This is a genomic window from Bradyrhizobium sp. CAR08 (assembly GCF_052871955.1).
On record NZ_JBIXJX010000004.1, the window covers coordinates 401,228 to 421,155 of the forward strand.

At 62.0% G+C, this 19,928-nt stretch carries 19 protein-coding genes; 6 read left to right on the forward strand and 13 right to left on the reverse strand.

Annotation, left to right across the window (positions count from 1 at the left end; genetic code table 11):
* Window positions 1-8 precede the first annotated feature (8 nt).
* Together ACIPUD_RS12090 and ACIPUD_RS12095 are read right to left on the reverse strand one after the other, a co-directional pair.
* Window positions 9-1,241: an HlyD family secretion protein gene (locus ACIPUD_RS12090; RefSeq protein WP_027517207.1), complete on the reverse strand. Its 1,233-nt coding sequence runs from the start codon at window positions 1,239-1,241 to the stop codon at window positions 9-11.
* The gene (locus ACIPUD_RS12095; protein WP_085351235.1) at window positions 1,234-1,644 is read right to left on the reverse strand and encodes a hypothetical protein; all 411 of its coding nucleotides are present in this window, start codon (window positions 1,642-1,644) and stop codon (window positions 1,234-1,236) included. The genes ACIPUD_RS12090 and ACIPUD_RS12095 overlap by 8 nt, the downstream gene beginning before the upstream one ends.
* A 181-nt stretch (window positions 1,645-1,825) precedes the next feature.
* Between ACIPUD_RS12095 and ACIPUD_RS12100 the strand changes: the two genes are divergently transcribed.
* On the forward strand, window positions 1,826-2,278 hold the full coding sequence (locus tag ACIPUD_RS12100) for a hypothetical protein (RefSeq protein WP_085351234.1): 453 nt from the start codon (window positions 1,826-1,828) through the stop codon (window positions 2,276-2,278).
* A gap of 36 nt (window positions 2,279-2,314) precedes the next feature.
* Window positions 2,315-3,115 carry a polyphosphate kinase 2 gene (gene ppk2 / locus ACIPUD_RS12105; RefSeq protein WP_446480714.1) on the forward strand — a complete coding sequence of 267 codons (801 nt, stop codon included), beginning with the start codon at window positions 2,315-2,317 and terminating at the stop codon, window positions 3,113-3,115.
* Window positions 3,116-3,191: 76 nt separating this feature from the next.
* Here ppk2 and ACIPUD_RS12110 read toward each other — a convergent pair whose 3' ends face one another.
* The 6 genes from ACIPUD_RS12110 to ACIPUD_RS12135 form a co-directional block, all read right to left on the reverse strand.
* Window positions 3,192-3,659 carry a hypothetical protein gene (locus tag ACIPUD_RS12110; RefSeq protein ID WP_085351232.1) on the reverse strand — a complete coding sequence of 156 codons (468 nt, stop codon included), beginning with the start codon at window positions 3,657-3,659 and terminating at the stop codon, window positions 3,192-3,194.
* Between the two features lie 174 nt (window positions 3,660-3,833).
* The gene (locus tag ACIPUD_RS12115) at window positions 3,834-4,271 is read right to left on the reverse strand and encodes a hypothetical protein (protein WP_085351231.1); all 438 of its coding nucleotides are present in this window, start codon (window positions 4,269-4,271) and stop codon (window positions 3,834-3,836) included.
* 31 nt (window positions 4,272-4,302) lie between these two features.
* Window positions 4,303-6,003 (reverse strand): aspartate:alanine exchanger family transporter, encoded by a 1,701-nt coding sequence (locus tag ACIPUD_RS12120; protein WP_085351230.1) that lies wholly within the window; start codon window positions 6,001-6,003, stop codon window positions 4,303-4,305.
* Window positions 6,004-6,018: 15 nt separating this feature from the next.
* Window positions 6,019-8,772 carry a decarboxylase gene (locus ACIPUD_RS12125; RefSeq protein ID WP_446480715.1) on the reverse strand — a complete coding sequence of 918 codons (2,754 nt, stop codon included), beginning with the start codon at window positions 8,770-8,772 and terminating at the stop codon, window positions 6,019-6,021.
* A gap of 170 nt (window positions 8,773-8,942) precedes the next feature.
* Window positions 8,943-10,661 carry a SulP family inorganic anion transporter gene (locus tag ACIPUD_RS12130; RefSeq protein ID WP_446480716.1) on the reverse strand — a complete coding sequence of 573 codons (1,719 nt, stop codon included), beginning with the start codon at window positions 10,659-10,661 and terminating at the stop codon, window positions 8,943-8,945.
* Complete coding sequence (locus ACIPUD_RS12135) at window positions 10,661-11,335, reverse strand: YoaK family protein (RefSeq protein WP_085351227.1); 675 nt, start codon at window positions 11,333-11,335, stop codon at window positions 10,661-10,663. Before ACIPUD_RS12135 ends, ACIPUD_RS12130 begins: the two co-directional genes overlap by 1 nt.
* A 122-nt stretch (window positions 11,336-11,457) precedes the next feature.
* On the opposite strand from ACIPUD_RS12135, the gene aspT reads away from it, so the two are divergent.
* From aspT to ACIPUD_RS12150, 3 genes are read left to right on the forward strand one after another with little or no spacing between them, the layout of a single operon-like run.
* Window positions 11,458-13,146 carry an aspartate-alanine antiporter gene (gene aspT, locus ACIPUD_RS12140; RefSeq protein WP_446480717.1) on the forward strand — a complete coding sequence of 563 codons (1,689 nt, stop codon included), beginning with the start codon at window positions 11,458-11,460 and terminating at the stop codon, window positions 13,144-13,146.
* A gap of 11 nt (window positions 13,147-13,157) precedes the next feature.
* Window positions 13,158-14,045 (forward strand): alpha/beta hydrolase family protein, encoded by an 888-nt coding sequence (locus tag ACIPUD_RS12145; RefSeq protein WP_085383414.1) that lies wholly within the window; start codon window positions 13,158-13,160, stop codon window positions 14,043-14,045.
* A gap of 15 nt (window positions 14,046-14,060) precedes the next feature.
* Window positions 14,061-14,672 carry an invasion associated locus B family protein gene (locus tag ACIPUD_RS12150; protein WP_446480718.1) on the forward strand — a complete coding sequence of 204 codons (612 nt, stop codon included), beginning with the start codon at window positions 14,061-14,063 and terminating at the stop codon, window positions 14,670-14,672.
* Window positions 14,673-14,687: 15 nt separating this feature from the next.
* Here the strand turns inward: ACIPUD_RS12150 and ACIPUD_RS12155 are convergent, their stop codons facing one another.
* The gene (locus ACIPUD_RS12155) at window positions 14,688-15,062 is read right to left on the reverse strand and encodes a response regulator transcription factor (RefSeq protein WP_085351224.1); all 375 of its coding nucleotides are present in this window, start codon (window positions 15,060-15,062) and stop codon (window positions 14,688-14,690) included.
* Window positions 15,063-15,249: 187 nt separating this feature from the next.
* Window positions 15,250-15,873 carry a response regulator transcription factor gene (locus ACIPUD_RS12160; protein ID WP_085361865.1) on the reverse strand — a complete coding sequence of 208 codons (624 nt, stop codon included), beginning with the start codon at window positions 15,871-15,873 and terminating at the stop codon, window positions 15,250-15,252.
* Between the two features lie 372 nt (window positions 15,874-16,245).
* On the opposite strand from ACIPUD_RS12160, the gene ACIPUD_RS12165 reads away from it, so the two are divergent.
* Entirely contained in the window at window positions 16,246-16,932 is a 687-nt protein-coding gene (locus ACIPUD_RS12165) for a helix-turn-helix domain-containing protein (protein WP_085361864.1), read from the forward strand.
* Here ACIPUD_RS12165 and ACIPUD_RS12170 read toward each other — a convergent pair.
* From ACIPUD_RS12170 to ACIPUD_RS12180, 3 genes are all read right to left on the reverse strand, one after another.
* The gene (locus ACIPUD_RS12170; RefSeq protein WP_085361893.1) at window positions 16,880-17,368 is read right to left on the reverse strand and encodes a potassium channel family protein; all 489 of its coding nucleotides are present in this window, start codon (window positions 17,366-17,368) and stop codon (window positions 16,880-16,882) included. The two genes, ACIPUD_RS12165 and ACIPUD_RS12170, sit on opposite strands and share 53 nt — an antisense overlap.
* A 147-nt stretch (window positions 17,369-17,515) precedes the next feature.
* Window positions 17,516-18,628: an acetate/propionate family kinase gene (locus tag ACIPUD_RS12175; protein WP_085396295.1), complete on the reverse strand. Its 1,113-nt coding sequence runs from the start codon at window positions 18,626-18,628 to the stop codon at window positions 17,516-17,518.
* A 150-nt stretch (window positions 18,629-18,778) separates the two neighbouring features.
* Window positions 18,779-19,894: an AI-2E family transporter gene (locus ACIPUD_RS12180; protein WP_446480719.1), complete on the reverse strand. Its 1,116-nt coding sequence runs from the start codon at window positions 19,892-19,894 to the stop codon at window positions 18,779-18,781.
* Window positions 19,895-19,928: the final 34 nt, after the last annotated feature.

Below are 19,928 nucleotides of genomic sequence, written 5' to 3' on the forward strand. Positions count from 1 at the left end.
GAAGCCGGTCAGTGCCCGCTCAGCACCAGCGTCTTGATCGGCAGCAGCAGCGCCTGAATTCGCAACAGCATGGCGTGCACGAGCCCGACGCCATCGACGACATGCAGAGCGACGGCCCGAGCCGTGCCCGTCTCCTTCGCAGAGATCTCCTCGTGATTGCTGGTATAGGCATTGACGATGCAACTGCTGCCCGGCGTCACGCCTTCAAGTCCGCCCTTGTACAGTGGCTCCAGGAAGGCGAGGATCGAACCCGGCTTGCGTGCATTCTGAGCTTCAATCAATTCCTGGCCAGCCTGGACCTGGCCGGCGGCGATGTAATCCTGCACATCGGTGACAATGAGCGGAATGATGACCCATGGCTTGGAGATGCAGGTCGCTTCTGCGACCATCCCTACCTTCACCACCCCCGCTTCAATCTGTCCAAACCCGGCCTGCAGCCTACCCCTGCCGGCATCCGCCGGTATCAACACGCCGGCTGGTCGCATGATCTGGGCAACGAGATCGCCAGTCCGAACGAGGAACTGTTCGACCCGCCCGTCGACGCCGGCGCGAACGAAGGTCTTGTCGAGATCGACCTGCGCTTCAGCCAACGCCGCCTGGCCGCTCGCTTTTTCAGCCGGCAACAGCGTTGAAAGCCGCAACATCGCCGACGTTTTGGACGCGGTGGCCGAGTCCACACCAGCCTGCCGCTGGTTGACCACGACCTGTAGTTTCTCGATATCGCGTTGCGGGACGATACCGGGATTGCGGCGCTGCAGCTCCGTCTTGACGTCCAGCTCGTCCTTGGCCTGCTGAAGGCTGGCCTTGGCTTCCTGGATCTGCGCTTCGGCCTTGACCACGTCGTTTTCGGCGCTTGTCATCGCGGCGTCGACCTCGGCGATCTTGCGCGTGGCTGTCTCCAAGGCGGCCTTCTGCTTCGAACTGTCCAGCCTGAACAGCACATCGCCTTTCTTCACTGCCTCGCTGTAGCCGACATTGACTTCCGCGACGCGGCCGGAGCCTTCAGGCAGGATGGGGACCGTCCGAAAATAGAGCGCGGCCGAAGTGGTGGACGGGTGAAAGTAGAAGATCATCGTGATCAGCGAAATCGTCAGCATCAGGCAGCCGGTGATGCCCCATCGCAATTCATACCAGATGGAAAAGAAGGTGATCTCCTTGCCGAAACGTTTGCCCTGGGCATAGCGGCGGTAGAGGTAGTCCGGCAGGATGGTCAGGAGGGAGCAGAACATGAGCTCAAACATGGCTGTGTTCCTTTCCCTTGACGATTGGCTTTTCAACCGGCGGCAAGCCAGGGAGTTCGGGCCCGCGACCCTCGCCGGGCGCGGCGTCGGCGATCCTCTCGACCGAGCCTGCGATACTCCGCAGCGGCGTGCCGAAATCCGGCAAGTCGATCATCGCGAGCAGCAGGCCGGCCACCCAGAAAATGTGCATGTGCGTAAAGAGCGAGATGATGCCCAGCACGGCCACGATCTCGAATTGCAGCTTCTGCGACTTGTGCGCCATCCGTTCGGGGAGGCTGTGCAGCTTCCAATAGAGCGTTCCAACCCAAAGTACGGTGCCGATCAGGAAGATCCCCATCACCACCATCAGCACGTCCGTGCCGCTTCCCGGCGCGAGGTAGAACGGCAGATGATGCGGGGCCATCGGATGAAGTTGCTCGCTCAATGGTCGCCTCCACGGAAGGGATCAGGGCGGTCTGCGCGCCGGCTCGTTACCGTGGCCGCGCAGGTGAGAAAATTGCTTGATATGAATCAAAGGTCCGAACGGCGCGAAACTTAGCTTAGCCCTGACTCCGATCCCACAGCAAGCCAGGAACGCACCAATCATGCCCGGCATCGATGAGCTCATTCCCAACGCACTGCAAATTCGCAAGGAAGCTGCGCTCGAGGAAGCCAGAAAGGCCGAGGAATATGTTCGCCTCGCCGCCGCGGCCGAAGCCGAGAAACGCGCTCTGATCGAACGGCTGAGCAAACCGTCCGGCAAATCCGAGGAGGAGAAAATCAAGCTCGCCTCGACGATCATCCAGCGCGCGGTTCGCAACGGCCTGACCGAAGTGCAGGTCTATCGCTTCCCGAATACGCTGTGCACGGACAAGGGCCGTGCGATCAACCAGATGGAGGCGGGCTGGGAGAAAACGCTGACGGGAATTCCAAAAGAGATCTTCGAACTCTGGACCGAATACCTCAAGCCGCGCGGGTATCGTATCGGCTACCAGGTCGTCGACTTTCCTGACGGCGTCCCCGGCGACATCGGCGTCATCATTTCCTGGGGCGACTGATCACGTTTCGGCCGAGTTAAGCGAAGGCGGAGCGGCATGGCAAAGGACGAAGCCTCAGAGCGGATGAAGCGCAAGGACTACGAGAAGGAGCTGGAAAAGCTCCAGATCGAGCTTTGCCATCTCCAGGATTATGTAAAGGAAAACAAGCTTCGGGTCATCGTCCTGTTCGAAGGCCGCGACGCGGCCGGCAAGGGCGGCACGATCAAGGCGATCACCGAAAAGGTCAGCCCGCGCGTATTCCGGGTGGTGGCGCTGCCGGCGCCATCGGATCGCGAAAAGACGCAGCTCTTCTTCCAGCGCTACATGAAGCAGTTTCCGGCCGGGGGCGAGATCGTGATCTTCGACCGGAGCTGGTACAACCGCGCCGGCGTCGAATATGTCATGGGGTTCTGCTCGCCCGCCGAGCACGATCGTTTCCTGTCGCTCTGCCCGCAGGTGGAAAAGTACGCCATCGACGCCGGCATCATCCTGATCAAGATCTGGCTTGAGGTCGGGATGGACGAGCAGGAGCGCCGCTTCAACGCCCGCATCGACGATCCAGTGCGGCAATGGAAGCTGAGCCCGATGGACCTGGAATCATTCAAGCGCTGGTATGATTATTCGCGCGCGCGCGACCTGATGCTCAAGAAGACGAGCACGAAGGACGCGCCTTGGTACATCATTCGCTCCGACGACAAGCGGCGGGCGCGGCTGAACTGTATCGCGCACATCCTGGAGGCTATCCCGCACAAGCGGATCAAGAAGGACAAGGTGAGGCTGCCGAAGCGTTCCGACAAAGGACGCTACAATGACCAGGCCGGCCTGCGTGGAATGAACTTCGTTACCGAGCGATATTGACGCCGCGCTCCCGGCTCGGCCCGATCACCTGACCATGCTGCTGAGGGTCCGCTGGACCCGTCAGCAGCACTTTCCTTTAATAGGGATACTGGTTGGGGCAAACCCAATTGCCGTACGTGTCCTGATAACAACCATTGTTGTAGTTGTTATTGTAGTACCCGTAGGCGCCCGCCGCGGCCGCACCGACGGCAGCAGCTCCGTAAGCCGCGCCTCGGTAACCATATCGCGGATAGCCGCCGGGATAGCCGGCGACGGGGCGGCCGGGACGGCCCGCAACGGGGTAACCAGGACGACCCGGACGACCGGCGATCGGATGGCTCGGCCGCGGACCTCCTGCGTAATGGCGTCCGCCTCCGCCATGGATCCGCCCCGCGTGAACGGCGCCGCCACGATAGCCACCGCCATGAAAACCTCCGGCGCGCATGCCCCCTCCACCTCCGCGATAGCCACCACCGCCGCCCCGGCGGGCGTAGGCGTCATCTGGAATGAGCGTGGCTGTGAGAAGAACGAAGGCCGCAGCGAGAGCGAGAAGATAACGAAACATGGCATGTCCTCCCTCGATATGGGTGCCGTGATCCGCTTCGACGATGCCTCGCGGAACGCGGTTGGCACCCGACCTGGCACTGATTTGCGGCCGCTTCCCCGACTTACGTGCATGAGAAAAGCAGCCGCCATTCAGCTAGAGCGCCGCGACCGCCGAAGCGGCGCGACTGCGGCTCTACCGCTTCAAAGCTATCGTCACGCCCCCCACAGCGGCTGACAGCTCCGCACCGACCTTCGGCCCGCTAAGCTGCAGAATCACGCCGTTGCCGTTTTGCAGCTGAACGGCACCTGCGCCGGCGGCGATGGCGCCGCCCGCACCGCCGACAGCGTAGGACCCTTCGAGCGACTCCGGCCCCCTCAGGTTGAGGGCGCGACCGACCAGCTTGGTGGTCGAAGCGCCGATGGTGAAGCCGACGCTCATGCCCGAGACGGTGAAGGGGTATTTGTGGCCGCGATACAGCAGAACGCCCTCGCCCCCACCGACGCCAACGATGAAGCCACCCTTGGTGAAGACAACGGCAACTTGGCCGGTCTCTGCCCGCGATGGCGTGCTGAATCCGGCGACGCCTGCCAGCGAGGCGACCAGGGCGGCATAGATAGCGACTTTTCTCATGAGTTTTATTTCCTCTGGTTGTGACGCCGAGCTATTGAGCCAGGATCATTGCGAAGTAGCCGAACACGGTGAGCAGAATGCCTGATACTGCGTAGCCGACCGGGAAGCCGATCCAGGGCACGGAGCTCTGGATTTCCACCGCGGCCTCACGGCACGGCCCGGAGTGAGACCGCGCACCGGCGACGCCCCCCATCAGCACGGCCGGATTGATCTTGAAGACGTGGAAGCCGATCGCCCAGACAATGAACGGCGGAATCGTGCAGGCAATGAAGCCGGCAACGAAGATCTTCAACGCCACGGCCCCGGTCAGCTGCGCCAGTAGTCCCGCGCCGGCATTAATGCCGACGATGGCGACGAAAACCACGAGACCGAGATCCTCGAGCACATTGCGCGCCGCGTTCGGCGTGTTGCCGAAGAAGCGCAGCCGGGAAACCAGCGACGAGACGATCACGCCCGACAGCAACAGACCGCCGGCGTTGCCGAGGCCGATCTTGGCACCAAAGGCCGGGAATTCGATCATCCCGATCAGGAAGCCGATGATCATGCCGGAGGCGAGCGTCAACAGATCGGTCGAGGTGTTGGTCCGCGCAATGCGTCCCCACATCTCGCCGAGCTCGTTGACGGCCGACTTGATACCGACGACCGAGACGATGTCCATCCGCTGCAACTCGGTCTTGAGACCGGCGGGGATCTGCACGCCGCCACGTTCGACCTTGGTGACCTGCAACTGGCCGGCAATGGCGGTGTCTCGGAAGGATTCAAAGGTCCGTCCGGCCATCTCCTTGTTGGTGACGAGGATGTCCGCCTGATCCATGGGAATGCCGAGCGCCTTGGCATCGGCAACCTCGGGACCAATCAGGCCCATCTTGTCGGTCAGATGTTCGGTCGCGCCGCCGAGCGCAACGACGTCGCCCTTTTGCAGAACGAGTTCGGGATCGGCGCCCTGGGGTTCTCCGCGCCGCACCACGTTGACGATGCGGTATTCGGGATTCATCGTGCGGAATTTGGCAATGCTCATGCCGACCTGGGCCGCATTGTCGAGCCGGTAGGCACGGAGGCCGAACTGCCGGTAACCGGTCAGCCCGCCACCCTCGAGGTCCTTGACGCCAAACTCCTGCTCGTACTGCTTGGCTGCCGCTTTCGCGTCGACCCCCCACCAGCGCGGCAGGTACTTGCAGATCAGGATGATGCCCACGGTGCCCCAGATGTAGGTGATGCCGTAGGACAGCGCGATCATGCCAGACGCGTCCTCGGGCTTCATGCCTTCAGGGAGCTTCACCACACCCGAGGTGATAGCCTGCTCGGCCGAACCGATCGCGGCCGACATGGTCTGCGACCCCGCCAGCATGCCGCCGGCAGCACCAATTGGCAGCGCAAACAGCTTGGCGCAAATCACGACCAGCGCAAGTCCGACAACACTGGACACGAGCGCAAGGATGCAGAACTTGAGGCCGTCGCCCTTCAGGCTGTTGATGAAAGAGGGCCCGACACGAAGGCCAACGCCATACATGAACAGGTAATAGAACAGGCTCTTGGCAAAGTTGTTCAACTCGAGCTTCACGCCATAGATCGACGCCCACACAGATAAGCCAGCGCCCACCACGATGGCGCCGGCGACCATGCCGAGGCCGTAACCCTTGATGCTGGCCCGGCCGATCCAGACGGCGAGGCCAACGACGAAGAACAGCAACAGAAACGGGTTCTGCTGCAAGAACGTGAAAAAGCTCTGCATGTCCGTCCCCTTTTATTACGATGCAGCCTTCAGCTTCGGCGCGGCGCCGGGCTTGGGCCGGCCAATCTTCGCCAGGGCTTCGGCACGTACGAGCTTCAGCCCTTCCTTGGCGTCGTAGCCGTGGATTTCCTTCACATCGAGCTTGCGCATGAAGTCGATGGTTTCCTGGGTGATGACCTGCCCCGGCACCATGATCGGGAAGCCCGGCGGATACGGGATCACGAAACTGGCCGAGACGAGGTCGGGACCGGCCTTGAGGCGACGGTCGATCTCGGGATCGCCGAGACGGATGTATTCGCATCCCGCCGCGTCATAGGCCGAGTAGAAGCCGCTACGGATGTCACCCTCGTTGGTCTTGGTGCCGGCATCGCCACGGAAACTGTCGTGGAAGTGCGAGAAGTTCGGCAGATCGGGCACATCAGTCATCAGGCTCTTCACCCGCGCATCGAAGGTCTTCTTCGCATTGGCGCCACCCTGAACCAGTCCGCGATCGACCTCGCCCGCAATTTCGGCCAGCACCCTCACCAGATGCGCGACGTCGCTGCGGGTATTGTTGATGTTGGACTGGAACAACACCGAGTTTCGCGATGTCTTGTTGATCTGGATGTTGTACTCGTTGGCCAAGATGCCCTTGAACTGCGTACCGTCGTAGCCGGCGGTGCCGCAGACCAACGTCATCCGGGTCGGGTCGAGGCAGAACTCGTCGTCGTCCAGGCTCTTCACGATGTTCGCCCAGTTCGTGCCGGCGGCCAGATAGTCGGTAAACCCGCTCTGGCGGTACTGCGCCGGCACCATCGCGTCCGCACCGAGAATCCGGAAGTATTTGGAGATCAGTGGATTGCTGTTGACCGCCTTGCGGATCGCGAACGCAATTTCGATCGCGTTGGCGACGAGACCGTAGCCCTCAAGCTCCATCTGGCGCCGCGAGACGTCGAGGCTGGCGATGAGCTGCTGGTTCGGACTGGTCGATGCGTGCGTGAACACCGCCTCCTTGAACTGTTGCTCGACGGTGTGGAATTCGACGTCCTTGACCGACAGCATCGAGCCCTGCCGGATCGCCGACATCGACTTGTGGGTCGAGTTGGTCTGGTAGACGCGCAGGCGGATCTGGCGCGGATCGGGAATCAGTCGGGTCTTGAGCAGCACCTCGTCCGAAGGCGTCTTGCCGAGGTCGGCCTGCTGCTTCTCGTAAGCCGCGACCGATTTCGGGTCGTGCATCCAGGTCTCGATCTCGTTGGCGGCGCCCATCGCGGTGCGCCGACGCAAGAACGGCGAGAACCGCGCGAAGCCGAACCAGGCCTCATCCCACAGGAAGATCAGATCGGGTTTGATCGCGAGGCATTCCTCCATCACCCGGCGGGTGTTGTAGATGTGGCCGTCAAAGGTGCAGTTGGTCAGGTCCAGCATCTTGACGCGGTCCAGCCGGCCATCGGCCCTCGCATTCAGCAGGGCCTGCTTGATGGTCTGCAGCGGCACCGCGCCGTACATCGAATATTCGGTCATCGGGAACGCTTCGACGTAGATCGGCTGGGCGCCGGCCAGAACCATGCCGTAATGGTGCGACTTGTGGCAGTTACGATCCACGATCGCGATGTCGCCTGGCCCGAGCAGCGCCTGCACCGCCATCTTGTTGGATGTCGAGGTGCCGTTGGTCACGAAGAACACGCGATCGGCGCCGAGCGCGCGTGCCGCCTTGTCCTGCGCTTTCTTGATGGTGCCGGTCGGCTCCAGCAGGCTGTCGAGGCCGCCGGTGGTCGCGCTGCTTTCGGCCAGGAACAGGTTCAGGCCGTAGAATTCGCCCATGTCGCGGATCCAGTCCGACCTGAAGACAGATTTGCCGCGAGCGATCGGCAGCGCATGGAAAGTCCCGATTGGGCGTTCCGCGTATTTCTTGAGATTGTCGAAGAACGGTGTGTCGAAGCGATCCTGGATACCTTCGAGGATGGAGAGATGGAGCTCGAGGAGCTCTTCGATGGAGTAGAATATCCGCCGAAACACATTGGCCTCGGGGTTTCCCGCCATTTCCTCGACGTCGCGATTCGACATCAGATATAGGTCGAGTTCGGGGCGCACCCGCTTGATGATGTGTGCGAGCCGGAGGGCGGACCCGTCCGACTCGTCATTGATGCCCGCGGTTGCGGTCATGGTGCGCAGTACCGGCGCGTCGTGACGCGAGCGCAGCCCGAAGCCTTCATTGATGACGACGGCGGCGATATTGGGGTTGAGCATCGTCGCGCAAAAGGCGTCTTCCAGAGTTCCGACAATCACCGGCTCATAGACGAACGAATCGACCGGACGGCGCAACTTGCGCCATTCGCCAGCGAGAGCCGGCCATTTGTCGGAGGAGACGCCGGTGACGACCAGCGTTTCGAAATAGGGCCGTCGGGCTGCATGTGAGCCAAAAGTCGAGGACACAAGCTCGGGCGCATCGCCACTGCCGTCGTCCTTGGGATCCCAATCGCCGGCATGCTGGCGGAAGGACCTCGTCATCAAGGCCTGCGTGATGCGCGTCGCAAGGCCAAGTGACTCCGCCGCATCCCGGGCCGTTGCCGCTTCCCGCAAGGCCGCCATCAATTGCAGGCCGGGATAACCGTGAAACTCCTCAATGACGGAGAGATCAGCCAGCGCCGCGTCATACTTCGCGCGGTCGCCCCCGCGCGCCCATACCTTGGCCGCTTCGACCAGATCGCGCCAGTCGTCCGCCCGTCCGCCGGGCCCGGAAATGAACTGATCGATGCGCTTTTCTGCAGCCTTGGCGTCCTTGGACATGTCTTTCTCCGGATCTTTTTGCGACGTCTCAGCCGGGATCGTGATGCCCGCTCACGTCGGTCTATTGATCCAAGTCAACGGACGCGCATCTTGAAGAAGGTGCGGTGCACCTCGCGATGCAATATCGCTAGAGGTGGCTGCGCGCGGCCGACTTCGGGCGGGAGATCGGATCAGAGCTGGCTGGGCAATAGCGATATCGGATCAGACGATTGCTTGTTCTCACCGAGCACGCTGTCGACCGAGCGAAGCCAAGCCGCACTGTCGGTCTTTTCCGCCAATCCCTCCGCCCGCAGCAGATCGCGCAATTGTGCGTGCGCGCCGACGATACAGAAGGCGATATGCGACGAGGCGAGTTTGTCGTAAAGGTCGTGCAACATGCGCGCCCCTGCCAAATCGATGTAGGGTGAAGCGGAGAGATCGCAGACCACCAGCTTGATATCGGCTGCCTTCAGCAAGGCATCCGAAACCGTGTCCAGGATGGTTTCAGCATTGATGTAAAGCAGCGAGGCTTCCGGTCGAAAGGCGATGATGCCGACCAATGGCTCAACGCCTTCGTGCCTCGCATCGTCGGAGTAACGGCCGGTGCCCGGAAGCTGGCCGAGGAAAGCGACATTCGGACGCGAGGCCCGCGCCAGCAGCAGAACGATCGACGCAATGGCCGCGAGCAGGACGCCTTGCAATATCCCCAGGAGCAGCACCGAGACCAACGCGATCGCCGCAGCATAGAAGTCGATACGGCTGACTTGCCACATCCGCAACAGCGCGCGGATATCCACCAGCCTGTAGACGGCGGCAAAGACGATCGCCGCAAGCACCGCCTTGGGCAGATTCGTCAGGGCTCCCGTGAAGAACAGCAGGCACAGCGCCAGCGTCGTCGAACAGATCACCAGCGCCAGTGGCGTCCGTGCCCCCGCATTGTCGTTGACCGCAGATTGCGACAGCCCGCCGGCCACGGGGTAGCCGTGGCCAAATGCGGCGACGAGGTTGGCCGCGCCGAGCCCCAAAAACTCCTGCCGGACATCAAGGGCATAGCCATGCTTGGCAGCAAAGCTGCGCGCGGCGGACACACCTTCGATATAGGCCAACAGCACGCACCCCGCAGCCAACGGGAACAGTTCGTCCGGTTCCAACAGACCGAACCTGGGTAATCCAAACGCCGGCAGTCGCTCCGGAATTTTGCCGGTCACCGGGACGCCAAGCGACGGAAAGCCGAGCAGTGTCGCCAGCATGATCGATAGCGCCATGATCGAGAGCCCGACCGGCTTTCCCCGCAGCCACCGCTCTCCCACAAGCAGGGACAAGAGCGCGATGGCTCCAATCGCGAGAACCAGCCAGTTGATGTCGCCGAGCTGGCCGGCGAGCTTGATGGCGCGATCGAAGAAATTATGACCGCCTCCGGCGACGCCGAACAGGCTCGGCAACTGGCTCATGATGATCGTGAGGCCCGCGCCGGCCTTGAAACCGACCAGAATGCTGTCGCTCACCAGACGGACTAGGACGCTGAGCTTGAACAACCAAGCGATCAGACAAAGCAGCGCCACCGCACAGGCGGCCAGGCTCGCGATCTCGGCGTATTTGGCCGCGTCTCCGCCAGCCAGTGCTCCGACAGTGGCCGCAATCATCAGTGAGATCGCGGAAGTCGGACCAATTGCAAGCTGGCGCGACGACCCCAGCAGCGCGTAGCCGATGCCGCCGAGCATGTAGCCGTAGATGCCGATTTGGGGCGGCAGGCCCGCCAGCGTGGCATAGGCCAGCGACACCGGAATGGCGTAAGCCGCAAGCGTGATGCCGGCGATGGCGTCCGAACGCAGCCAGGCGCGGTGATACTGCGCCAGCCAGGTTGCGGGCGGAAACAGGAAGAGCCCGCGCCATTTCCACCCAGAAGACATCAGAGCCTGCCCTCCTCGCTTGAGGCTTCGCAGAGCAACAGCACGACCAGCAGTGCGATCACGGGGAGACCGAGCGCCAGATTCGGGATCTGCTTGGTCGCGAACGCGCCCACAGCTGCCCCGAGACCGAAGGTGACGCATAAGGTGGCGAAAATGCCGGGGGGACGGAGCGTCCCATCCCCCGAGGCCGCAGCGAACAGGCCTTCAATCGCCTGCCGCATGTTGCCCGTGATCATGACGGAGCTGTAGACCACGCCTTCGACCCTCGTGAAGACGGCGCTCTGCACGGCGGCGACGAAGGAAATGCCAAGCGTTCCCGCAAGATCCGGCAAGCGATTGTGCAGGACGGCGATAGCGACCAGTAGGAGGATTTCGACCAGCGTGCTGATCGCGCTAGCGCGCTTTCCGGTTACCCGGCGCAGCCATGACGCGACGACGATACCGACCGCGAACGCAAGGATCGGTGGGACGAAGTGGAGCGCTTTCGTCCAGTCGCCGATCGAGCCATAGACCCACAGCAGCACGAGATTTGCCGTCTGGGCATTGGCCATCACGCCGTGGATGATCCACGTATACGCGTCGAGATAGCCGCCCGCGAAGGCCAGCAGCAGCGCGACTCGCACCGTTTCGTCGCGGCGTATCGACGAAGCAACGGCGGTATCCATCGTGCTCATGTCCCCACGTCAAATCCTCCGGCTCGACAGGGAGTGGCTTAACCCCGGCAGGGGTTGATCTGAATCAAGCATCGCCGGATTTAACGAACCAGATTTAGCGCAATCGCTGGAGGGCACGCGCAATGAGCACGGTCAGATGGATCATCTCCGCCGCCCCGGAAATCTTTCTGCTGCTGTCGGTCGCGCTCGGCACCATTCTTGGCCGTGTCCGGATTCGCGGTTTTTCGATCGGCACCACCGCGTGCACGCTCATCGTTGCCGTTCTGATCGGGCAGCTCGGCATCTTCACGTTTCCGTCCTTGCTCAGGGTCATCCTCTTCAGCCTGTTCGTGTTCACGATCGGCTACCGGTCGGGACCCGAGTTCTTTGCCTCGCTGAGCATCCGGACTCTGGCTCAGGTCGCCCTCGCGCTCGTGCTTGGTGGCACCGGCCTCGTCATCGTTCTCATGTTTGCCCATGTGTTCGCGCTCGGTCCCGGCACCGCTTCCGGTCTTGCTGCGGGAGCCCTGACACAGTCGTCGGTCATCGGTACCGCGTCTGGCGCACTAGCCCAGCTCGGACTGTCCAAAGAGTTGCTGCAGCAGCAGGACGCCAATATCGCGGCCGGCTACGCCGTCACCTACGTGCTCGGCTATATCCTCACGCTCCTGTACGTGCCGTTCGTCGCGCCGAAATTGATGGGGATCGATCTGAAAGCGGAAGCTGCAAAGCTCGAGGCGGAGCTTTCGGGCGGCAACCCGCCACAAACTGAGAATCTGCATTATCGAAAATTCCAGGCGCGCGCCTATCGAGTGTCGGCCGCGGCCGGTCGAACCGTCGGCGCCGTCGAAGACGAGATCGGCAGCCGGAGCGTGATCGAGCGGATCGTACGGCGGGGAGCTGACGTCGAGCCGCATCGCGACACGGTGCTTGAAGCGAGCGACGACGTCGTCATCGCAGGTCGCACGGCGGCCATTGTCGCCGCAAAGCCGATTGTTGGCACTGAAATCGACGCCGACGAGATCCTGAAGGCTCTTCCAGGCAATGTGGTCGACGTCCTCGTTGACAATCGCAAGCTCCACGGCCGCTCCGTCAAGGACATGGCCGACCGCGTCGGCGACGCCGCGCGCGGCGTGTTCCTGCGCACCTTGACACGGATGGGACGCGAGGTCCCCCTGAGCGCCGATACCCGCGTCTATGTCGGTGACGTCATGACCTTGGTCGGCAGTACCCGCAACATCGAGCGCGCCGCCTCGCAGGTTGGACAGATCCTGAGCTCCGAAGATCGTACTGACATCGCATTCCTTGCCGCAGGTATTGCCGTAGGTCTGCTTGCCGGTCTCGCGAGCGTCAAGATCGGGTCGGTGCCTCTGACGTTGGGAGGCGGTGGCGGCGCCCTGATTGCGGGGCTCTTCTGCGGCTGGCTGCGGTCGCGGCGGCCGACCATGGGCGCAATGCCGCCTGCAGCGCAGCAGACGCTGAGCGATCTCGGCCTTGGCGGCTTCATCGCGGCGATCGGGCTCGGCAACGGCCACGCGGCCTGGGTCGCGATCCAGTCACACGGCATGCTGCTGGTCGGCATGGGCCTGGTCGTCACGCTGGTGCCGCTGATCGTGACGACCCTGTTTGCCCATCGCGTGCTCCGCATGAACCCGGTCATCATCTGCGGAGCGCTGGCCGGCGCCATGACGGTCGATGCCGCCGTGACCGGCGCCTGCGAAGTTGCAGAGAGCCAAACACCCGTGCTCGGCGTGGCCGTGCCTTACGCTGTCGGCAACGTCGTTTTGACTGTGCTTGGCCCCATCATCGTGGCCAGCACTTTCGCCGGTTGAAGGAGGCTTGTGTGAAGCACCGCCATCCTTCAATCGTATGGTGCCTGGCGGCAGCGTTGAGCATCCTGGTCTCCTCTCTTGCTCCGGGGCGCGCCGACGACAACATCCGCATCCAGGAGGAGGTCTGGGCCCTGCCGCTGCCGCTGCCGATGTTTGCCTATGTGGCGCGGCCTGTCGGCGGGGGCCCCTTCCCGCTGGCGATCATGAACCACGGCGTTTCGCTCAAGCCTGTCGATCGCAGCTTCTTCCCGCTGGTGGAATTCCGCGACGCCGCCAAGTGGTTTGCCAAGCGCGGCTACCTCGTGGTGGCACCAGTCGGCACCGGCTATGGTGCAGCCGCGATCGACATTCCAGAGCATGGTCTCTACGGGCCATTCTTCTCCAAGGTCGGAAACTGCACCAATCCGAACTTCCACGACGCCGGGCGTGCGGTGGCGCAGGTCGATCTCTGGATCATCGACTACATGGTGGCCGAGAAACGCGTTCTGCCGAGAGACGTGATCGTCATCGGCCAGTCCGCCGGCGGCTGGGCCTCCATTGCGCTCTCGAGCGCAAACCCGCCGCAGGTCAAGGCAATCATCACCTTCGCAGCTGGACGCGGCGGTCGCGTCGACGGCAAACCCAATAACAACTGCGCGCCAGACAAGCTCGTCGAAGCGACTGCCGATTTCGGCCGGACCTCGCGGGTACCAATGCTGTGGTTCTATATCGAGAACGACACGTTCTTCGGCCCTGCCCTGTCGAAGCGCATGCATGAGGCCTTCACCGGGGCCGGCGGCAGGGCCGAATATCATCTGATGCCGCCCTTCGGTAGCGAAGGACATTTCTTCATCGGCTCGCCCGACACGATCCCGATGTGGTCACCGCTCGTTGAACGATTTCTTGACGCGCAGAAATAGCCGCAGAGGCCGAACATGATTGACGCAACTTCAAGACTTTCGTCCGGGTGTGCGCTCGTCTACGTCTCGATATTGTTCGCCGTGGCCCTTGCCGGACCAGCTTCGGCGCAGAACGGAGCCGCGCCAAAGCCGGCTCCAGCGGTAAAGTCCGCCGAAATCGCACCTCGCGGGCAGCGCGAAGCCAAGGACATCACCTATGGCGACTGGAAAAAGCTTTGCGTGAAGCCTGGAGGAATGCCGACGCTGTGCCGGACCTCAATCACGGGCCGGTTTGCTACGGGCCAGATGGCAATCCGCGTGGACCTGATCGAGCGTGGCGGCGACCCCATCGCGCGACTGCAAGTGTTTGTTCCCGTCGGCATGTATCTGCAGAGGCCCCCCAAGCTGACGGTCGATGGGGCCAACGTCCAGTCATTGCCCTACACCTGGTGCCTGACCAATGCCTGCATTGCGGCCGACGCCGCGGATCCCAAGTTCATCGACGGCATGGATCGTGGCGAGGTCCTCGTGCTCGAACTCATCGATTCCAACCTTCTGTCTCTGACGACATCGTTGCCGCTGGCACAGTTCGGCTCGGCTCACAAGGGCGCGCCCGCACAGATCCTGGAGCAGGACATCGAGGAGTGAGCAGGTGAGAGCCACTCAGGCGCTCTTGGCGCAGGCGCGTTCAACCGTTGCGATCAGCTCGCTGGCCGCGAAGGGCTTGCTCAAATAGGCCGCACAGCCGGACTCGATCGCGGCTACCTGGTTTGCCTGGCTGTCGTTGCCCGTGATGTAGATGACAGGCACCGTAGCGCCATCATTTGCCAGCTTCCGCCGCAGAGCGATACCGGACTCGCCGTTCAGATTGATGTCCAGCACGAGGCAGCCCGCGTCTTCGAGACGGCCATGACGAAGCAATGCAGCGGCGGAGGCGAAAACAACTGCGGTAAAGCCGTGGTTCCGCAGCAACCGCTCCATGCTTCGCCGCATCGATGAATCGTCATCCACGACGTATATTGACCTGCGTGCAAACAACGGGTCAGCTTTCTCATCGGAGACTCTGCACTCGCCTCGCAACGACGACGCGCCGCAAATGTTCCTGCGCAAATCCAGGAGCCAACTAGGCAGTCGTGGCCAGAATCTGTCAATAACATTCCATATTGTCCTATCGTACAGGTCTCATCCCGAGATTGGCGCTAGCCGCCGCAAACAGTCCGACGGTTCACGCCGGCTGCGAGCTCAGAAGTCCGAGCCGCTCTGCGACGGAGACCAGCTCGGCCAACGACGGCACCTGCATCTTTGTCATCACCTGGTGCCGATGCGCCTTTACGGTGCGCTCCGTGGTTCCAAGCTCGTAGGCGATCTGCTTGTTGATCTTCCCGCGCACGATGAGGTCGAAGACCTGCCGCTCGCGTCGCGTCAGAGACGTCAAACGAGAACGAAACGACTCCAGTTGGCTCTGTTGGCCGCGCACCACCTCTTGTCGCGCCAGTGCGCGCTCGATCGCACCGATCAATTGTTCCGAAGATACTGGTTTGGTCAGAAAATCTTCCGCGCCGGCCTTGATCGCGCGAACAGTCGTTGCGGTATCGGCATGCCCCGTCAGGAATATGATCGGCAACGGCGAGGGTCGTTCGGCGAGGCACGCTTGCAACTCCGGACCGCTCAGGCCCGGGATCTGGACGTCGAGCAGGATGCAGCCCGGATGTTCCGAGCCCGGAGGATCCTCGAGCAGTTGCTGCGCCGATGCGTAGGTCACAACCTCGTAGCCGGCGAGCTTGAGCCGACGCTGGATCGCCACCCGAAACGATAGGTCGTCGTCGACCACATAGACGAAGCCAGGCAATTTTCTCCTCCCGACCTATTCTTGCCAGCAGAACGCCAAACTGCTCGCGCAAGACTTACAAGCAATTCAAGGCGCCTCGCACCTCGCGGTTAACATCAACGATAGCAGCCAGCCGCGGTGGTACAACCCCAGTGGAATGCACGACGCAAGTCGATGCCGCTCAATCCGACAGATGTTCTGACAGATTTCTCATCCGGCGCACCATCGCCGTGCCTGTACTTTGGTACAATGCACCTACAGACAATGGCTGCAAAGCCTGCTTTTGGCTTAAACAACCTTCGCGGGAAGGGTGACTATCGGCGGCTCCGTATTCCCGGTGATGGAAATAAGCTGCTCGCGGTTGTCGCGTCAGCACCAGTTCGGGAGTTGACCATGCTGGTTCGCAACGCTGCCGACGCGTCCTCGCGGCATCATTCACTCCGCGAGCTTGGCCTCAATACCAGTTCAAATCCGATCATCAGTTTAAACGAATTTACCTATAAAAAAGGCGCCGAAATCTACGGCGAGAAAGAGCCCGCCGAATACGTCTACCAGGTCAAATCAGGCGCCGTGCGAAGCTACAAGCTCCTCTCAGACGGGCGCCGTCAGATCGGCGCCTTCCACCTGGTTGGCGACATCTTCGGGCTCGAAAACGGCAGCGAGCATAGATTCACAACGGAAGCGATCGTCGACACGACCGTGCGTCTGGTCAAGCGGCAGAGCCTCGAACTCGTCGCAGAAGGCGATGCCATGGTTGCCCGAAACCTGCTCAGCATGACCACCAACAACCTTCAGCATGCGGAAGACCACATGCTGCTGCTCGGCCGCAAGACTTCACTGGAGCGGGTGGCGGCCTTCCTGCTCGAGATGGATACGCGACTAACCGCCGCAGGAATCATAGCCCTGCCAATGTCGCGGCGCGACATCGCGGACTACCTCGGATTGACCCTGGAGACCGTATCCCGCGCCCTGTCCCGCCTTCACGACCTCGGCATCCTCGGCTTCATCGGCAATACCCAGCGGCAGATCATGCTCCTGGACCGGCATCAGCTCGCAGCTCTTGATGATCTCCAGAATTGAAGCCGGGCGCCGCGATTGCCGCGAGATGTTCAAGGGTCTTGCGCAACACCTCGAACAGGACCGCAGTCGACCAGCCGAACATCAGAATGCCGTTCATGGCAGTCATTGGCCCCGTCAGCCGCCAACCCTGCACTGGCGTGACATCGCCGTAGCCCAGCGTGGTGTAGTTTACGAAGGTGAAATACAGCAACTCGCTCCCCTCGGGCGCCGCACCAACCAGAGCGTAAGCCAGCGCCCAGACAAGAACCTCGACCGTGTGTGCAACCATCAAAATGACAGCTATCGCGACCATTACCGCCATCAGGTGAGATCGGGGCCGCATTGTATGCTTCAATCCCGCTCTGCGGGCGATGTCGATCGCTGCGACGGTCACCAGCGCATGAATCATGATGTTGATCACGCTGATGAAAGTGCCGAGCAGAAATTGGACGGCCATCGCGAGCTCCCGGGCTGGTGCGGTTTGATTGGTCAGCACTGCCATCCGGCCCGCGGTACGATGCGGGCGTTTGATGCAGATCAACGTGCCGCGGGCGTGCACGCGCATTGCGCACACCCCGGCCACCAGGGAGCCCGATCATGACGCTCAGCTTGGCGCTCCCGGGCTACGGTTCATCAGCAGTGCCAGCGTGTGCCTGGCGATCATGATATCCTCGTCGGAGGGCACGACGTAGACCGGGATGCGGCTCGCTGGAGACGATATCAGCCGCGATTGCAGTGCGTTCTCTTTTGCATCGAGCTTGACACCGAGCCATGCGAGCTGCTCCGCCACGCGCGAACGGAGCAATGCGGAGTTGTCGCCGACCTCTGCCGTGAAGACGAACGCGTCAAGGCCCTGCAACGCAGCTGCGAGCATGCCCGCGTTGAGACCGATTCGATAAACGAAATGATCGATGGCGAACTTCGCGCTCGCGTCCTTGCTTGCTTCGAGCTGACGCATATCACCGCGGACAGCGACTTTCGGATCGATTTGCCCCGCTCGCACTCCCATCGGCAATCCGTCGAGCGCGGTGAAGGCCATTGTGCTCTCTACGCTCAGTCCACCGCTGAGAGCGCACATCGATGCCTCGCTCCCGAGATGCGCGACTATCACCCGTCTCATCGCGATTTCCGGCGCAATCCTGGGCAAGGCCTTCGCAATATATTCGTAAGTGAGACCATGAGAGCCGTAGCGTCGTACGCCCTCGGCATAGAGCTGACGGGGAATGGCACAACCGTCGGCGACCGCGGCACGCGTTCGGTGAAATGCGGTGTCGAAGCAGGCGACCTGCGGGAGCGCCAGGAAATTTGCCAGGATCGAACGGATTGGCGCCAGATTGTGCGGGAGGTCAAACGGCGCCAACGCGGTCAACCGCTCCAGGCACGCCAGGACTTCGTGATCGATGAGGACCGGCCGGTCATGCTCTGTACAACCGTGAATGACGCGGTGCCCGACTGCAATCGGATTTATATGAAGCTCGTCCCGCAACCAGGTGCTGGTGATGTCCATCGCAGCCGCAACATCCGGCACTGCTTCGACTAGGTAAGCGCGATTGGCGAGCGGACCACCGCCAGCCTTGCTCGCCCGCAGGCGCGGACAGCGCCCGATGCCCTCCATTTGCCCCTTGAGCCGTTGCCGTAGCCTGCCGTCTCCTTCGACAGAGTAGATCTGGAATCGGAGATCAGAGGAGCCGGCATTGATGACAAGAATGGTGTCCATGGCACTCACACCGCAAATGTTGCAGCATGCCGACGCCCGGCATCGACTCCGGCGGTCAGAGCAACGTCAGCGGGCGAGCCAGGCATTTCCACCACCATCTCCGACCGTCGTCGTATCTTCAGCCGAGAGCTTCCATCGAGCTCATGGAGGTCAACGCTCGATTGCCAGCTGTGCGGGCGCAGCCCGTTCAGCGCGGATCCAGGCGACTGTCAATTCCCAGACGACAGACAGAATGATCGGTCCGATGAAGAGGCCGATAATTCCATGGAAGAGAGTTCCGCCGATCACTCCGATCAGGATGACCAGCGCCGGCGTGGTCAGGCCGCGCCCCATGACGAGCGGTTTCAGGATATTGTCGAGCACCGACACGATCACGAGAAACACCGTCAGCAGGAGCGCGATCGGAAATTCCTTGTCGGTCCAGATCCAGATGATGACCGGCAGGATGACGATGGTCCCGCCGATCTGCACGATCGACAGCAACAGCACCACAAAGGCAAGAAGGCCTGCGCTGGCGATGCCGGCGAGCTTGAAACCTATTCCCGCCAACAAGGCCTGGATGATAGCAACGCCGATCACGCCTTGAGCCACCGCACGGATCGTGGCTCCCGCCAAGTCCAGAAAATGCTCGCTTTGGTCCGGCACGATGCGCGACAGAAAGCTGCGCCCTGCGGCCACGAGTTGAGGTCCATACGGAAACAGCACGCCGGCCACCGCCACCGACAGCAGAAACTTGACCGTTCCCACACCGGCATTGCCGGCAAACCCAAGCAAGGTGGTCGCGAATGGCTTCAAATAGGGCACGACCGCGCGCAAGAGCGACCGGAGGTTGGTCGTCGCCTGATCCCAGAGATCGAAGAGCTGAGGCCCGATGAGTGGCCACTCCTTGAGCGACTGCGGGGGCGAAGGCACATGCAATTCACCAGCCGTCACCTGGGCGGCGAGATCCGTGATCCCGTCGACCGCGCCCATGCCCAGCCAGGTCGCCGGTCCGATCACCACAGCCAGGTTGACGAGCGTGAGGATCGTCGCCGCAAGCTTCGGCCGCCCACCGAGAATGTCGCTGAGGCGCCGAAACACCGGGTTCAGCGCAGCAGCAAGCACGACACTCCAGGCCAATATGGGGATGAATGGACGGACCAGGAGGAGCGCCCAGACGAGCAGCAGCCCCAGCAATCCGAGCCGGATCAGAAGCTGGATGATCTCGTCTCCGGGGAATATCTGACGGAGTGTTTTCACGGACGCGCCTTCAGTCATGCCGCGCATGCTGAGGCGAACTAGCCCCTGCTCTCACGCCGCA

What these genes read in the sequence shown, in the direction of transcription:
- ACIPUD_RS12090 (WP_027517207.1), bottom strand. Translation starts at nt 1,241, where the DNA reads ATGTTTGAGCTCATGTTCTGCTCCCTCCTGACCATCCTGCCGGACTAC.
- ACIPUD_RS12095 (WP_085351235.1), bottom strand. Translation starts at nt 1,644, where the DNA reads ATGGCCCCGCATCATCTGCCGTTCTACCTCGCGCCGGGAAGCGGCACG.
- ACIPUD_RS12100 (WP_085351234.1), top strand. Translation starts at nt 1,826, where the DNA reads ATGCCCGGCATCGATGAGCTCATTCCCAACGCACTGCAAATTCGCAAG.
- ppk2 (WP_446480714.1), top strand. Translation starts at nt 2,315, where the DNA reads ATGGCAAAGGACGAAGCCTCAGAGCGGATGAAGCGCAAGGACTACGAG.
- ACIPUD_RS12110 (WP_085351232.1), bottom strand. Translation starts at nt 3,659, where the DNA reads ATGTTTCGTTATCTTCTCGCTCTCGCTGCGGCCTTCGTTCTTCTCACA.
- ACIPUD_RS12115 (WP_085351231.1), bottom strand. Translation starts at nt 4,271, where the DNA reads ATGAGAAAAGTCGCTATCTATGCCGCCCTGGTCGCCTCGCTGGCAGGC.
- ACIPUD_RS12120 (WP_085351230.1), bottom strand. Translation starts at nt 6,003, where the DNA reads ATGCAGAGCTTTTTCACGTTCTTGCAGCAGAACCCGTTTCTGTTGCTG.
- ACIPUD_RS12125 (WP_446480715.1), bottom strand. Translation starts at nt 8,772, where the DNA reads ATGTCCAAGGACGCCAAGGCTGCAGAAAAGCGCATCGATCAGTTCATT.
- ACIPUD_RS12130 (WP_446480716.1), bottom strand. Translation starts at nt 10,661, where the DNA reads ATGTCTTCTGGGTGGAAATGGCGCGGGCTCTTCCTGTTTCCGCCCGCA.
- ACIPUD_RS12135 (WP_085351227.1), bottom strand. Translation starts at nt 11,335, where the DNA reads ATGAGCACGATGGATACCGCCGTTGCTTCGTCGATACGCCGCGACGAA.
- aspT (WP_446480717.1), top strand. Translation starts at nt 11,458, where the DNA reads ATGAGCACGGTCAGATGGATCATCTCCGCCGCCCCGGAAATCTTTCTG.
- ACIPUD_RS12150 (WP_446480718.1), top strand. Translation starts at nt 14,061, where the DNA reads ATGATTGACGCAACTTCAAGACTTTCGTCCGGGTGTGCGCTCGTCTAC.
- ACIPUD_RS12165 (WP_085361864.1), top strand. Translation starts at nt 16,246, where the DNA reads ATGCTGGTTCGCAACGCTGCCGACGCGTCCTCGCGGCATCATTCACTC.
- ACIPUD_RS12170 (WP_085361893.1), bottom strand. Translation starts at nt 17,368, where the DNA reads ATGGCCGTCCAATTTCTGCTCGGCACTTTCATCAGCGTGATCAACATC.
- ACIPUD_RS12175 (WP_085396295.1), bottom strand. Translation starts at nt 18,628, where the DNA reads ATGGACACCATTCTTGTCATCAATGCCGGCTCCTCTGATCTCCGATTC.
- ACIPUD_RS12180 (WP_446480719.1), bottom strand. Translation starts at nt 19,894, where the DNA reads ATGCGCGGCATGACTGAAGGCGCGTCCGTGAAAACACTCCGTCAGATA.